The sequence below is a fragment of the Rhizobium sp. WSM409 genome, assembly GCF_057653825.1.
Map to the genome: position 1 here is coordinate 846,333 of NZ_CM172794.1, position 12,205 is coordinate 858,537.

A 12,205-nucleotide genomic window follows, 5' to 3' on the forward strand; every position below is an offset into this window, starting at 1 on the left:
CAACAGCGATCTCGAAAGGACGATCACCATGATCTATTCGACCGCCACAGTTCCGGTGAACCCGGAAGGCGAAACCCCGTTGACGCGCGCCGAGGCCTGGCAAGGTCTCGAACGCAAGGCGCGCGACGCCCGGCTCTTTCTTCCCGCCGGTCTCTGCAGCCGTTGCGATGTCGTGGAGGAAAGCCCGACCCACTTCGTGCGCGAAGCGACGATTGCCGGGCAGGATCTACGCGAGATCATCACCCTGGAACGGCAAAGCAAGGTCACCTTCTTTCAGGCAACGGGGCCACGCGAGGGAGCGATCGTCAACCAGCTTTTCGAGGATGAAGAAGGTCAGCTGCAGCTGCGCTTCTACTGCTATCTCGGCCTGCGCGGCAAACAGCCGAACGGCCCGGAAGAGCAGGCCGAGCAGGTGCAATTCGATGGCGAAACGGGCTACAAGGCCGCCCTGCTATCGACACTGAAGCGGACCCGCGAACTGCTGGCAGAGGGAAAGCTCTGATCATCGCCGCAACACAAGCAACAGGGCGGCTGGTCCTGAGTTTATCCCCGACCAGCCGCTCTGCGTCAGGCGGCCTTTGCCGCTGTCACAGCGGCGAGCAGAATGCCGGCGGTCTCCAGCGATGAGCCGGGGTTCTGCCCGGTGATGAGCAGGCCGTCCTTCACAGCATAGGACGACCAGTCGTCGCCGCTGGAATAGATGCCGCCGTTCTCCTTCAGCATGTCCTCGACCAGGAACGGCACCACCTGGGTGAGGCCGACGCCGTCTTCCTCGGAGTTCTTGAAGCCGGTGACTTGTCTGCCCTGAACCAGCGGCGTGCCGTCGGCAGCCTTGACGTGGCGCAGCACACCCGGCGCGTGGCAGACAAAGGCGACGGGCTTGCCGGCCTGATAGAGCGATTGGATGAGGGCGATCGAATTCCTGTCTTCCGCCAGATCCCAAAGCGGGCCATGGCCACCCGGATAAAACACCGCGTCGTAATCGTCATGGGAGACCGAAGCGAGCTTTACGGTCGAGGCGAGCACGGCCTGGGCATCCGGGTCGGCATGGAAGCGACGGGTCTGGTCGGTCTGGAAGCCGGGTTCGTCGCTCTTCGGGTCGAGAGGCGGCTGTCCGCCCTTCGGCGATGCGACGGTGATGTCGGCGCCGGCTTCGAGGAAGGCATAATAGGGGGCGGCAAATTCCTCGAGCCAGAAGCCGGTCTTCCGGCCGGTGTCGCCCAGTTCGTCGTGCGAGGTGAGAACCATGAGGATTTTCATCTGGAGATCCTTTCGAGACAGATGTGATCGGTTGCTTTCGATGAGGGGATCATGCCTCGGCGGTTCTCATTCCGGAAATTTATTTCTTTGATTTCAGTTATGCGTTCGGCAATATATCTGGATGAAGTATGACCTCAACCTCCTGCCTGTCTTCGTGGCGCTCATGGAAGAGCGCAATGTCACGCGCGCAGCCGAACAACTGGGCATGACGCAGCCTGCCGTCTCCAACGCCTTGAACCGCCTTCGCGAGACGCTGCGCGATCCGCTCTTCATCCGCGAGCGCTACGGCATGAAGCCGACTGAGATGGCAGAGGCACTTGCTCCGGTGATCCGCGGGGCATTGGCGAGCCTCGATGACGTTATTCTCGGTCAGCAGGCGTTCGATCCGGCGCGAGCGACACGGCAGTTCACCATCGCCCCGAACAGCTACGTCGAGTTCGTGCTGATGCCGGTGATCGTGGCGCGGCTGCGCGAATGCGCTCCCGGGATCAGGCTGCGCCTGACGCCCTTCGGCAATGATCTGGCCGAGACCGGCGCGATATCAGGGGCGACGGAAATGGTGCTCGGCCGGATCGTCGAGCCGCCTGATAACATGGTCGTGCAGCATCTCATGGATGATGGGCTGGCCTGTGTCGTGCGCAAAGATCATCCCGAGATCGCCGAAAGCATCTCCGAGGAACAGTATCAGCGGATGCGGCATGTGAACGTGCTTCCGCCCGGCCGCATGCGCGTCGGCCTATTCCAGATGCTGCAGCAGGCCGGTCTCAGGCGCGACGTCTCGGTCTCCGTCACCCATTTCCTGGCGGTCCCGGAAATGGTGGCCGTCACCGACTATTGCGCCACGCTGCCCCGGCTGATCTGCCATCGCCTTGCCCGCGACCCACGTCTCAAAGTCCTGCCCGCACCGGTCGATCTCGGCCGCTTCCCGGTCGAGCTGGCATGGCATGTCCGCTACCGAAACGACCCCGCCCACCGGTGGTTAAGATTATTGATATCAGAGGTGGCAAAGGATGTCTCGGACGCTTCGGTGGCAGAAGCGACGGCTGGAAAGTGAAACGGGTGTCCGAGACCTCGGCGAGGCCCTCACGGGCGAATTTGCGGGCCAAACCGGTGTTGATGGCACCCGATCATGTCGGCACACGTCGCTGTTCCTGCTGCAGACTCCACCCCGCGCTCCGTCCTCCTCGGGCTTGACCCGAGGATCCACTCTGGCTTCCTCGATCAGCAGCGGGCATGGATCCCAGGCTCAGGGCCTGGGATGACGGAGGGTGGGGCTGGTCGGTGTGCCGTGCCGTTGCGCTTCCCATTGAACCAGGGCCGCAACCGGCGAAATCGCCTCTCGCCTCTGGAGCATCGACCACGCCGGCCAGTAGGCGCTGCTGAAGGCTATCTCATTTCGTCGGCTGCGATCGTACGGTCAGTTTATTTCCGTCAGGATCGCGAAGATAGGCGACGAATGACCCGTTCGGACGTTCCCGTGGCGGGCTCTCGATCGCTGTGCCACCATGCGCAGTACCGGCGGCATGCCAGGCTAGAACATGGTCGGGGCTCGCGGCGGCGATACCGATAGTCCCACCGTTGGCTACGGTCGCCGGCTTGCCATCAATCGGTTTCGTGATCATCAGCCGACCACCCTCGTGGACATAGATCAGCCTGCCTCTTGCATCCATCTCGCCGGGCTTGCCTCCCAATGCAGCGAACGTGGCGTCGTAGAAGTTTCTGGCCCGCTCCAAGTCGTTGCTTCCAATCATCACGTGGGTGAACATGCTTCATCTCCAGAAACGTAGCCAATAGATCAGTGGCCGATCTCGATAATTTGTGTGCCTTTGCCAACGCCTTTGACCCTGGCAAAAAAAGGTCCTTCGCCCGTACCCTCTTAGGCTGGGAACGGGTTTCGCCACGCATCTAGTTGTTCAAGCCGTTCGTACCACGCCTGTATATGCCGAAACTCGGCAAGTGGAATCTCAGCAGAAGTCGCATAAGGAAGTGCAGCGGCCAATGCGAAATCTGCGACAGTCAGTGTCTTCCCGACCGCGACGCTGTTAGTGGCCAAATGGTCGTCGAGCACGCGAGCATGTAGTCGGAAGCTCGTCTTCGCATCTTCGATCACGGCGACGTCAGGCTCCCCGCCGAACAACGGCTTGATCAAGGTTTCAAACCACAGCGTTGCCCCGTGCCGGGTGAAGTGACTGGCATCCCAACTCAACCAGCGCAGCACGTCGATCTGCCGGTGGTCATGCGGCCAAAAATCCGATTCGATGCTGTCAGACAGCCTGCACATGATGGCGTTCGCTTCCCATAAAGTTCCGGCATCATCCTGCAGTACCGGGACTTTCCCGTTCGGGTTAAGCGCCAGGAATTCTGCGGTGCGCTGTTCTCCGCTTGCCAGGTCAACCCTGACGAACTCGACGTCGGCTTTGAGAAAACGAGCGGCGGCGCAGGCCTTCCGGGGATTGAGCGTCTCGCAGTAATAGAGCTTCATCGCCGCCTTAGGCATGATCCGGCCCTTCGGGTCTAGTCCCGAGAAAGAAGCTCAACCGCTCGAGACTTTGCGACCAGCCGTCTTCGTGACCCTTTAGTGACGATGCGCTATCAAATCCACTCTGCCGAAACGTCATTTCCGTGCCTCCGTCGCTGTCCCTGAACGTGATGGTGACGACCGTTTCCGGGCTGTTTTCGCCGCTTGCGAGCTCCCAGGCATGTGTGAAGACAAGCCTGTGCGGCGGCTCGACCTCCAGATATTTTCCGCCGACCCAATGCTCTTCTCCATCTGGCGCGATCAGACAGGCGCGGTGTCTGCCGCCTGGCCAGGCTTCAAGCCGATCGCCCACCGCCTTGAAACCGTGAGGACCGCACCATTGCACCAACGCTTTCGGGTCGGTCCATGCCCTGAAAACCAGATCGCATGGAGCATCAAACCTTCGGACAAGAACCAGGTCGCGGGTATTGTCGGTATCGGTCTCTGGATTAGTCATTGTCGTATCCTTGTACCTTGGACAGATAGTCATCGAGACGATCAAAGCTTTGATCCCAGAAGCGTCTGTAATCGGCGACCCAATCAGCAACCGTCTTCAACGCGGCCGGCTCGAGGACGCGGGGACGCGAATTCGCTTCACGGCCGGAGCGGATCAATCCGGCCTGTTCCAGGACCTTGAGATGCTTGGATATGGCAGGCTGAGACAACTCGAACGGATCAGCGAGTTCAGCCACCGTCGCCTTGCCGTTCGCAAGCCGCCCAAGAATTGCGCGCCTCGTGGGATCGGCGAGTGCGGAGAAAATCGCATCGAGCTTGTCGTCCATATATCACCACATAGCTATATAGCCATATGGATATATTTTGTTCAGCGAAATGTCAACGGTTTTGCATGGGCGAAATCACGGGGCAAAAATCGGTGTTGATGGCTCCCGATCATGTCGGGAGACGTCGCTGTTCCTGCTGCAGACGTCATCCCGCGCTCCGTCCTCCTCGGGCTTGACCCGAGGATCCACTCTGGCCTCCGCGATCAGCCGCGGGCATGGATCCCAGGCTCAGGGCCTGGGATGACGGAGGGTGGGGGCGGGTTGCCCACGCCTGTCGGTGAAGGCGGCCGATCGTGCTCAAGATGAGATCGCGGCAACAGCAATCAAGGTGACAAAGACGCTGAGCGGCGCAAGATGTGCATGGTCGCGGTGGCGTAGAACCGTAAAAACCGCAGCCGCGATGATGACCGCCCCAAGCGCCACGCCGACAATGCGACTGGCAGGAAGCGCAATCAGCACGGCGCTCGATATTTCCAGTCCACCGGTGACGATGCCCCACCAGCGCGGATAGCCCCAGCGGGCGAAATCATCTTGCGTCCCGGACGTACCGATGGCGTTGACGAGGCCGGCGCCAGCGAATGCGACAACCAGGAACCAGATTGCAAGAAGGTGAACCATCTCAGTCAGCCCCGATCATCATCGGGATGGCAACCAGGACCATGATCATTGCCGTCAGGCCATGAATGGCGAAGGCGCTTTTGGTGGAGCCTTTCGCGGCGAGGATGAGCAGCATGTCACCTGCGGGGATCATCGCTTCGATCAAAAGCACGATGCCGACCTCGCGCTCAACGCCCCACACCATGAACGCCAGCACGAGCAATCCGGCGACGATATCGCGCACCCCTTTGAGGCGAAGCCACCAGGCGACGTTTGGGCCATCTTCAGGCAGCGGCAGGCCGAAGCCGCGCATCGTCGTCGTCGGGCTGGCAATATAGCTGGTGCCGATCGCGATAATCGCGAGGGCAAGCAGCAACCCTGTGCCATTTAACAGCCACTGCATTATGCATTCCTTCTGTCGATGCTATATAAAATAGCGTTGCTAGATAAATGCGCTAGCATTGCTAGTTTGTCAAGCGTGGATATAATCCTCGCTATTGATCTGCCGGCCGTGGAGATTTTGGAAATGGGTAGCGCAGAGCGAAAAACTCGGGAAAGGGCCGAGCGCGAAGATCGCATTGTCGCGGCGGCCCGTGCCGTCGCCGAGAGCGAAGGATGGGATGCGGTGACGATCCGCCGCCTGGCCACGGAAATCGAATACAGCCAGCCAGTCCTCTATTCGCATTTCGCCAACAGGGACGCCATCGTTGCAGCGGTCGCAGTCGAGGGCTTCAAGGAGCTTGCAACCGTTCTCCAGGATGCGGCGGGCGCGGCGAACGGGCAACGACAGTCCCTCATGGATGTCGCCATGGCCTATTTCGCCTTCGCCTTCAACCGGCCTGCACTCTACGAGGCGATGTTTATCCTGCCCACCCAGCTGCAGTTCGCCGAGGCGGAAACGAGACCGGAACTTCGGGCCGGTTTCGACGCCATTGCAGCAGCCGTGTCTCCGTTCTGTGCCGATGTGGAGATCGCGACCGAGACCTTCTGGGCCGCCCTTCATGGGCTTGCCGAGCTCGAACGTTCAGGCCGCATCAGGCCCGGCATGCGTGACAAACGCATCGCGCTTGTTGTCCAGGCGATCATCGATGCAGAGGTTCATCAAACCGGGTCGTCAGATCAGGTCTGAAGGCTTGGCCGGTGGCCGCCGCACTGCGAGAACTGGCTGGCGCCTATTTCTCCTCCTTCATTCCTGTGCTTGTCACAGGAATCCAGCCACGGCGCGTCCGTGCCGTGAATGACTCTCATCCAAACAAGAAAGTCTATCGCGCCCAAGGACTTGGGCGCACTGGATTCCTGTGACAGGCACAGGAATGAGGGAGGGTGGGGCGTCGACTTCCACGCCGAGATATCTGCGCCGATCGCCTGAGGCCGATCTCGGCCGCTTGCATGACGCCGATCTGCGTGCTAAACACTGAACTAGATGGTTCAGTTTTCGACAGCTCGCCTTGATGCCTCCTTTGCCGCGCTCTCGGACGCCACGCGACGCGGTGTTCTGGAACAGCTCGGGAGTGCAGATGCTTCGATCACGGAGCTCGCAGAGAAATTCCACATGACCCTCACGGGCATGAAGAAGCACATCGGCGTTTTGGAGCAGGCGGGGCTGGTGGCGACGGAGAAGGTCGGCCGTGTGCGGACCTGCAGGCTGGGCTTGGGCGGGCTCGAGGAAGAGGCGGCCTGGATCGAAGCGCGCCGCCAGATCTGGAACGCACGCTTCGACGCGCTTGATGACGTCATTGAGGCCCTGAAACGGAAGGAGAAAGTCGATGGGGGACAGAGCGAGTAACGGCCGCACGGTGGTCGAACGGAGGTCCGAGCTTGAACTCGTGGTGACGCGCACCTTCAACGGCCCCGTTCGCCTCGTATTCGACGCGTGGACCAAGCCGGAGTTGTTCAAGCTGTGGTGGGCGCCGAAGTCGATGGGCGTGCCCCTTCTTTCCTGCGAGATGGATATTCGCACCGGGGGCAGCTATCGCATCACGTTCGGACACGACGCCGCCGACGCCATGGCCTTCTTCGGCAAGTATCTCGACGTGTCGCCGCCATCGCGCCTCGTCTGGACCAATGACGAAGGCGGGGAGGAGGGCGCCGTCACCACGGTGACCTTCGAGGAAGAGGACGGCAGGACGCTGCTGGTACTGCGGGAACTCTATCCCTCGAAGGAAGCGCTCGACCAGTCTTTCGTCGGCATGGAAGACGTGTTGCCGGAGCAGTTCGAGCAGTTGGATGAACTTCTCGTCACGCTCAGCGCGAGCATGTGACAGCTCGACTCATTCGGCCATGCCGCAAACAGTGACGAACCAGGGAATTGGCGCAGCGTGGCTGCTTCCTGAAGTCCGCTGCCAACCCATGTTCCGCCGGCGATGGCGCAATTCACGGGTGGATGCGGCCTGTCGATCTTAGACCGCTCGAACCTCGGCAAGCCGCTTGACTGCGTATTCATCCCGCCAGCAGACGGCGGCTTCCCATGCGGCCGAGGCTTGCGCGGCGATGTCATGGGCGCCGTCGTCGAGGCCGGCAGCGTTGTCGGGCAGCACCAGGTCAAGGTCGGGGACGTCGACATGTGACTCATCCCAGTCGATCAACGCGACCCGATCTGCGGTGATGCGGACGTTGCCAGGGCTGTTGGGGTTGCCGTGGACAACGCATGTCTGACGCCCGATCAGCCGTGCCCACGCTGCTCGACATCGAATAACGCCCTCCGGCGGCATCGCAGTCAGGTTGATCCTCGTTCCGGTCTCAGTATGCAGGAGGTCGCTCGAGGATCGCCAGCCCGGGCGCTGCGGCCAGCCCTGCGTCAGCCGATGCAGCTCGCGCAGCGTGTCGGCGACGCGACGCCAGTCGGACCCCGTCTCGGGCGGTCCGCCCTCCATGTATTTCATCACCACCAGACCGTTTGCGAATAGGCGGCCGTCAGTCGTCGGAATCGGCACCGGAACGGTCATGCCTTCGCGGTCGAGGTGTTGGAGCAGCTCGGCTTCCCATGCAAGATCAGCGTCGCTCCTGCAGCCGAGACGAGCGACCGCGATCTGCCCGTGGACGCGAACGCTCCACACGTCGTTGGCAACGCCACCCGTGAGCCGTTCGATGCGAACCGCGTCTTCACCCCATTGCCCGAGTGCTTCCCATCCCATTGGCGATACCCTTGGAGGTCATGATTAATGACGAAAGAAATAGAGAAAGTTTACGACGCCACAAGGCCGCTGGCGGCGGGCGCGAAGCTGCCGTCGGTGGCAACCCGAACGCCTCGTTCATTCCTGCGTCCTCAGGCTTTCCCCGACAAGTTCCCATAAATCGACCTTCTCGGCCCGCCCCTTGAGCTGCACCAGGCCCAGCGGGCGAAGGGCGAAGTGGGTGCCGACAGCCTCGTGGATGGCGGCGCTCACCAGGATCGAGGTGTTGAATTCCTTGTTCAATCCTTCCAGCCGTGAGGCGACATTGATCGTATCGCCCATGGCCGTGTACTGCTGCCGCGAAATCGCGCCAAAACTGCCGACCACCGCCGGGCCGGTGTGCAATCCAAATCGGGTGATGAGCGCGGGACGGCCATTCCGGCGGTTGGCTTCATTCAACTCGTCGACCGCCGCTTTCATGGCAAGCGCGCACCGGCAGCCGTTTTCGGCATGGCTGGCATCCGGAACAGGGGCGTTCCACATGACGAAAATGGAATCGCCGAGATATTGCACGACAGTGCCGCCATGGCACTCGGCGATGGTGTTTAAGACTTCGAAATAGGCCGACAGCGTATCGACCACATCCTCGGGCGAATGCTGCTCGGAGATGGTGGTGAAGTCGCGGATGTCGGTGAACAGCACCGTCACATCCTGCCGCTGCGCCTTGACGACGGCTCGTCCCTCGGGATTGACGATCCGCCTGACGACTTCACGCGGAACATAGAGGGCAAACTGGCTGATGGCGTGGCGGCTTGCCGCCAGCGCGCTTGCCAGCGTGTTGATCTCCGATATCCAGGAGTGGGAGACGCTTTTTTCGCCGACGTCGAGATCGCCGATCCTGCGCGCCTCGTCGGCGAGGCGATAGAGTGACCGGCTGACCATGCGGGAGAGCATCACCGATGCAACGACGCCTGATATCACGAAGGCGGCCGCAATCAGGAGATTGTGCAGGAGCAGCCGATTGGCTTCAGCCACCAGATCTTCCAGGGGCACGACGATTGCGGCAACGCTTCCCTTGAACAGACCGGACACGCCGACGGGGGCGATCTGCAGGATCTGGCGTTCGCCATCGAGATCGATCCGCACAACGCCGCCATTTGCAAAGGCCGGATCCCGCCTGAGCCTCGCCACCGTTTCGAGGCTCGTGTCGTAACTGTCTGTCGTCGTATCGACGGCAACGGCGCCGTCATCGGCACTTTTCGACCATATGCCGAGAAGCCTGTTCATGATTGCCGGGTCGGAATGGGCGATCAGATCATCGGCATCATCGATGATATAAGCGCGCGCCCGCGGCGAAATCTCTTGCGCATCCAGCAGGCGGCTGACAGTCATCAGGTGGATATTGATGCCGACGACAACCTGATCGTCGTCTCTCATCGGTGCTGCGATCGTCAGCGTTGGAAGCTGCAGCGTTCCCGCAACATAGGGTCCGACGGATACTTCCTCGCCATGCTCGATGACGGATTGGTACCAGGGGCGTTGCCGCGGATCGAATGATGCATAGTCGACGTCACGCTCGGCGATCGGCCTTGCCTGGCGGTCGAGGAAGCGAAACGTCGATAGGACGTCCGGGCCCTGTCTGCGTGCTATCGTGCGGACCGCAAAAGCCGTACCATCGGGTGCTGCGAGGATCCGGCGGACATCCTGCCTTTGCGTATTGATGACCTGCAGATACGAGCCGTCAGGATAGCCGGTGTAGACGCTCGTCGCGTTGGGGACGTTTCTGAGAACCTCCAGAAAGAATTGCTGTTTCGCCGTGATATCCTGGGGCGGCGGGGAGGCGAGCTGCGGCAGGGTCGATGCCAGTGCCACCGCCTCGGTGCCGCCCTGCAGCGTATTGCGGTACCCCTCGATCAGCCGCAGGCTCATCTCGCGCATCTGCTGCATGCCCGCACTGACGGCAGCATCGCTTCCTTGCCTGAACGCCAGCCAGATGATGGGCGTCGACGTGCAAAGCAGCGATGCGACGACCAGGACACCGAGATGCAGTCGTAGGGGTTTAGACCAGTGCACGAGATTTCCCCCGAAATGCGGACACGTCTCAGCGCACGAGGCATAGTCAACGATGGCAGCTAACCGCTTTTTGAAAACTTACACAAGGCGGTGAGTGCGGTCACACCGCCGTTGCGCGTTTCGGTAGAACAAAGTCGCCGACCGTATGAACTGTCGCCGATCATGCCCGCATGCGTCCTGTCCTTGCTCCAGCCGCCACTCCGCGCTCCGTCTTCCTCGGGCTTGACCCGAGGATCCACACCGGCCTCCATTAGCAACGGGCATGGATCCCAGGCTCAAGGCCTGGGATGACGGAGGGTAGGTTCAATGGCAGAGAACCAGCGACGCGAGACTGAGGCCCTATCAATTGATGCGGCCTACCGCCGGTGAAGCGCCTTCAGCTTCTCATAATGCTCCTCGACCCGGCGGCATGCCTCTCGCGAGGTTTGCTCCGAGCCGCTGCGAGGCATGATCTCCTTTCGCACCCATGGAAGGTGGGTAGCGTTCCACTTCCACAGGCCGGGTTTCAGGTCAGCCGCGTTCTCAAGCTCGACGCGGCCGAAAGACTGGTCGCCGTCGAAGCCGCTAAAATCCTGATGTCCTTCTCCAGGCCAGGTCTCGCGCCATGTGTAGATCGGTTGGTATTGATCTTTCATGTTGTGGCCCATCCGCTTTGCGCGCCATCGTCGATAGATGGCTTTAAGAATTTGCGGGCGCTCCAGTTCCGAAGAAAAAAGCGGTTGCCGAATGACCCATAGAGTGGTACATCAACTAAGCATTGGAGGCGTGGAATGATCGTCGGGTTTCAGGACGAATGGCTGCGGGCCTTTTTCGTGGAGGATATCCACTCCCGCAACATTCCGTCCGATCTCGAAAGCCGGTTGTTCCGCAAGCTCCAGATGATCGACGACGCGATGACCGATCAGGATTTGCGTGTGCCACCCAGCAATCATTTCGAGAAGCTGCGCGGCACGCTCGACGGCCTGCATTCGATCCGCGTCAACAAGCAGTGGCGGCTGATCTTCCGATGGGACGGCGGTCGCGGCGAAGCGTCGGATGTTTATCTCGACGACCACAGCTATCGATGAGGTGACGCCATGTTGATGACCACACGCAAACCGGCCACGGTCGGCGAAATCCTGACGGAAGAGTTCATGCAGCCGCTCGGCCTGACGCAGGCGGTGCTTGCCGAGGCGATGGGCGTGCAGCGCAAGCATGTGAACGAACTCTGCAACGACCGGCGCAACGTGACGGCGGCGACCGCGCTCATTCTGGCGCGCGTGTTCGGCAACAGCCCGGACTTCTGGCTGAACACGCAGCGTCGCAGCGATCTGTGGAGCGTCATGAATTCGCCCGAGGAGCGGGCGCGGGTCGATCGTGCCAAGCCCTTGGCGAAGGCGGCATAGCGCGGAGCGATCCCACCGATTTGCCGCCGTTTCTTCGCCATGATCGCACGGCCTGCGATTTGGCTTTCGGTTCTACTCTTGCCGCCGCTTGATGTCTGTTTGACTCGAACCGAGAAACAGGCGGCGACATGGAAGGCGATGACGACGAGAAGCCGGACGAGACCGTCCCGGCCAACGGCAATGACGGTGCGGACGGCGAGCCGCAGGCGGAGACATGGCAACGCATCGACCGCGCGGCGCTAGCGCTGGCCCGGATCATCGGTCGCCGCATGGCGCGAGAGGACTTTGCGGCGCTCGCCGCCGCCAATGACAACCACAGGCCCGATGCCGCCGGGAAGACGGAGGACGAGGCCGACAAGGATGCCGAGAGTGATCCTGAACCCGCATATGCGACTGTGCTTCACAGCAGTTCTTGCTCTATTGGCTATTGGTCTAAGGCCAGCCGCCGGAACGCCGAAATGTCCTGCTCAGGATGAA

At 61.1% G+C, this 12,205-nt stretch carries 18 protein-coding genes; 8 read left to right on the top strand and 10 right to left on the bottom strand.

Translation table 11 applies throughout. The features are described 5' to 3' along the window. Positions 1-28 precede the first annotated feature (28 nt). Complete coding sequence (locus tag AC25BC_RS04145) at positions 29-502, top strand: AtaL-like protein (protein WP_128440305.1); 474 nt, start codon at positions 29-31, stop codon at positions 500-502. Between the two features lie 65 nt (positions 503-567). On the opposite strand, the gene AC25BC_RS04150 is transcribed toward AC25BC_RS04145, so the two are convergent. After that, positions 568-1,260: a type 1 glutamine amidotransferase domain-containing protein gene (locus tag AC25BC_RS04150; RefSeq protein ID WP_128440304.1), complete on the bottom strand. Its 693-nt coding sequence runs from the start codon at positions 1,258-1,260 to the stop codon at positions 568-570. A gap of 121 nt (positions 1,261-1,381) precedes the next feature. Here AC25BC_RS04150 and AC25BC_RS04155 point away from each other — a divergent pair, with 121 nt between their 5' ends. Continuing rightward, entirely contained in the window at positions 1,382-2,314 is a 933-nt protein-coding gene (locus AC25BC_RS04155; RefSeq protein WP_128440303.1) for a LysR family transcriptional regulator, read from the top strand. Positions 2,315-2,651: 337 nt separating this feature from the next. Here the strand turns inward: AC25BC_RS04155 and AC25BC_RS04160 are convergent, their stop codons facing one another. From AC25BC_RS04160 to AC25BC_RS04185, 6 genes are all read right to left on the bottom strand, one after another. Next, a complete protein-coding gene (locus tag AC25BC_RS04160) occupies positions 2,652-3,026 on the bottom strand; it encodes a VOC family protein (RefSeq protein WP_017993297.1) in 375 nt (124 codons plus the stop codon). A gap of 110 nt (positions 3,027-3,136) precedes the next feature. Continuing rightward, positions 3,137-3,757 (bottom strand): glutathione S-transferase family protein, encoded by a 621-nt coding sequence (locus tag AC25BC_RS04165; protein WP_206642414.1) that lies wholly within the window; start codon positions 3,755-3,757, stop codon positions 3,137-3,139. Beyond that, a complete protein-coding gene (locus tag AC25BC_RS04170) occupies positions 3,750-4,235 on the bottom strand; it encodes an SRPBCC family protein (RefSeq protein ID WP_012756484.1) in 486 nt (161 codons plus the stop codon). Before AC25BC_RS04170 ends, AC25BC_RS04165 begins: the two co-directional genes overlap by 8 nt. Beyond that, a complete protein-coding gene (locus tag AC25BC_RS04175) occupies positions 4,228-4,560 on the bottom strand; it encodes an ArsR/SmtB family transcription factor (RefSeq protein WP_003557417.1) in 333 nt (110 codons plus the stop codon). The genes AC25BC_RS04170 and AC25BC_RS04175 overlap by 8 nt, the downstream gene beginning before the upstream one ends. Before the next feature lie 297 nt (positions 4,561-4,857). Beyond that, positions 4,858-5,178, bottom strand: coding sequence for a DoxX family protein (locus AC25BC_RS04180; RefSeq protein WP_113546259.1), 321 nt, complete (start codon positions 5,176-5,178; stop codon positions 4,858-4,860). A gap of 1 nt (position 5,179) precedes the next feature. Next, a complete protein-coding gene (locus AC25BC_RS04185; protein ID WP_128405851.1) occupies positions 5,180-5,560 on the bottom strand; it encodes a DUF4267 domain-containing protein in 381 nt (126 codons plus the stop codon). 123 nt (positions 5,561-5,683) lie between these two features. On the opposite strand from AC25BC_RS04185, the gene AC25BC_RS04190 reads away from it, so the two are divergent. The 3 genes from AC25BC_RS04190 to AC25BC_RS04200 all read left to right on the top strand — a co-directional run bounded on the left by AC25BC_RS04190 (position 5,684) and on the right by AC25BC_RS04200 (position 7,418). Next, positions 5,684-6,286 (top strand): TetR/AcrR family transcriptional regulator, encoded by a 603-nt coding sequence (locus AC25BC_RS04190; RefSeq protein WP_128440301.1) that lies wholly within the window; start codon positions 5,684-5,686, stop codon positions 6,284-6,286. Positions 6,287-6,580: 294 nt separating this feature from the next. Further along, on the top strand, positions 6,581-6,943 hold the full coding sequence (locus tag AC25BC_RS04195; protein ID WP_113546256.1) for an ArsR/SmtB family transcription factor: 363 nt from the start codon (positions 6,581-6,583) through the stop codon (positions 6,941-6,943). Beyond that, on the top strand, positions 6,924-7,418 hold the full coding sequence (locus AC25BC_RS04200; protein ID WP_128440300.1) for an SRPBCC family protein: 495 nt from the start codon (positions 6,924-6,926) through the stop codon (positions 7,416-7,418). Before AC25BC_RS04195 ends, AC25BC_RS04200 begins: the two co-directional genes overlap by 20 nt. Before the next feature lie 138 nt (positions 7,419-7,556). Here AC25BC_RS04200 and AC25BC_RS04205 read toward each other — a convergent pair whose 3' ends face one another. From AC25BC_RS04205 to AC25BC_RS04215, 3 genes are all read right to left on the bottom strand, one after another. Next, a complete protein-coding gene (locus AC25BC_RS04205) occupies positions 7,557-8,291 on the bottom strand; it encodes a phosphotransferase enzyme family protein (protein ID WP_128440299.1) in 735 nt (244 codons plus the stop codon). Between the two features lie 117 nt (positions 8,292-8,408). Next, positions 8,409-10,343, bottom strand: coding sequence for an adenylate/guanylate cyclase domain-containing protein (locus AC25BC_RS04210; RefSeq protein WP_128440298.1), 1,935 nt, complete (start codon positions 10,341-10,343; stop codon positions 8,409-8,411). 356 nt (positions 10,344-10,699) lie between these two features. Beyond that, complete coding sequence (locus AC25BC_RS04215) at positions 10,700-10,978, bottom strand: hypothetical protein (RefSeq protein WP_026157280.1); 279 nt, start codon at positions 10,976-10,978, stop codon at positions 10,700-10,702. Positions 10,979-11,113: 135 nt separating this feature from the next. Between AC25BC_RS04215 and AC25BC_RS04220 the strand changes: the two genes are divergently transcribed. From AC25BC_RS04220 to AC25BC_RS04230, 3 genes are all read left to right on the top strand, one after another. After that, entirely contained in the window at positions 11,114-11,410 is a 297-nt protein-coding gene (locus AC25BC_RS04220; RefSeq protein ID WP_012756493.1) for a type II toxin-antitoxin system RelE/ParE family toxin, read from the top strand. A 9-nt stretch (positions 11,411-11,419) separates the two neighbouring features. Beyond that, positions 11,420-11,728, top strand: a complete 309-nt coding sequence (locus tag AC25BC_RS04225; RefSeq protein WP_012756494.1) for a HigA family addiction module antitoxin — start codon at positions 11,420-11,422, stop codon at positions 11,726-11,728. A 128-nt stretch (positions 11,729-11,856) separates the two neighbouring features. Beyond that, entirely contained in the window at positions 11,857-12,204 is a 348-nt protein-coding gene (locus tag AC25BC_RS04230; RefSeq protein WP_128440297.1) for a hypothetical protein, read from the top strand. The last annotated feature ends 1 nt before the right edge of the window (position 12,205 follow it).

Excerpts from the sequence above, each read along its gene's own strand:
- AC25BC_RS04215 (WP_026157280.1), bottom strand. The coding sequence starts at position 10,978 with ATGAAAGATCAATACCAACCGATCTACACATGGCGCGAGACCTGGCCT.
- AC25BC_RS04205 (WP_128440299.1), bottom strand. The coding sequence starts at position 8,291 with ATGGGATGGGAAGCACTCGGGCAATGGGGTGAAGACGCGGTTCGCATC.
- AC25BC_RS04175 (WP_003557417.1), bottom strand. The coding sequence starts at position 4,560 with ATGGACGACAAGCTCGATGCGATTTTCTCCGCACTCGCCGATCCCACG.
- AC25BC_RS04190 (WP_128440301.1), top strand. The coding sequence starts at position 5,684 with ATGGGTAGCGCAGAGCGAAAAACTCGGGAAAGGGCCGAGCGCGAAGAT.
- AC25BC_RS04155 (WP_128440303.1), top strand. The coding sequence starts at position 1,382 with ATGAAGTATGACCTCAACCTCCTGCCTGTCTTCGTGGCGCTCATGGAA.
- AC25BC_RS04220 (WP_012756493.1), top strand. The coding sequence starts at position 11,114 with ATGATCGTCGGGTTTCAGGACGAATGGCTGCGGGCCTTTTTCGTGGAG.
- AC25BC_RS04195 (WP_113546256.1), top strand. The coding sequence starts at position 6,581 with ATGGTTCAGTTTTCGACAGCTCGCCTTGATGCCTCCTTTGCCGCGCTC.
- AC25BC_RS04185 (WP_128405851.1), bottom strand. The coding sequence starts at position 5,560 with ATGCAGTGGCTGTTAAATGGCACAGGGTTGCTGCTTGCCCTCGCGATT.
- AC25BC_RS04165 (WP_206642414.1), bottom strand. The coding sequence starts at position 3,757 with ATGCCTAAGGCGGCGATGAAGCTCTATTACTGCGAGACGCTCAATCCC.
- AC25BC_RS04160 (WP_017993297.1), bottom strand. The coding sequence starts at position 3,026 with ATGTTCACCCACGTGATGATTGGAAGCAACGACTTGGAGCGGGCCAGA.
- AC25BC_RS04145 (WP_128440305.1), top strand. The coding sequence starts at position 29 with ATGATCTATTCGACCGCCACAGTTCCGGTGAACCCGGAAGGCGAAACC.
- AC25BC_RS04150 (WP_128440304.1), bottom strand. The coding sequence starts at position 1,260 with ATGAAAATCCTCATGGTTCTCACCTCGCACGACGAACTGGGCGACACC.
- AC25BC_RS04180 (WP_113546259.1), bottom strand. The coding sequence starts at position 5,178 with ATGGTTCACCTTCTTGCAATCTGGTTCCTGGTTGTCGCATTCGCTGGC.
- AC25BC_RS04170 (WP_012756484.1), bottom strand. The coding sequence starts at position 4,235 with ATGACTAATCCAGAGACCGATACCGACAATACCCGCGACCTGGTTCTT.
- AC25BC_RS04230 (WP_128440297.1), top strand. The coding sequence starts at position 11,857 with ATGGAAGGCGATGACGACGAGAAGCCGGACGAGACCGTCCCGGCCAAC.
- AC25BC_RS04200 (WP_128440300.1), top strand. The coding sequence starts at position 6,924 with ATGGGGGACAGAGCGAGTAACGGCCGCACGGTGGTCGAACGGAGGTCC.
- AC25BC_RS04225 (WP_012756494.1), top strand. The coding sequence starts at position 11,420 with ATGTTGATGACCACACGCAAACCGGCCACGGTCGGCGAAATCCTGACG.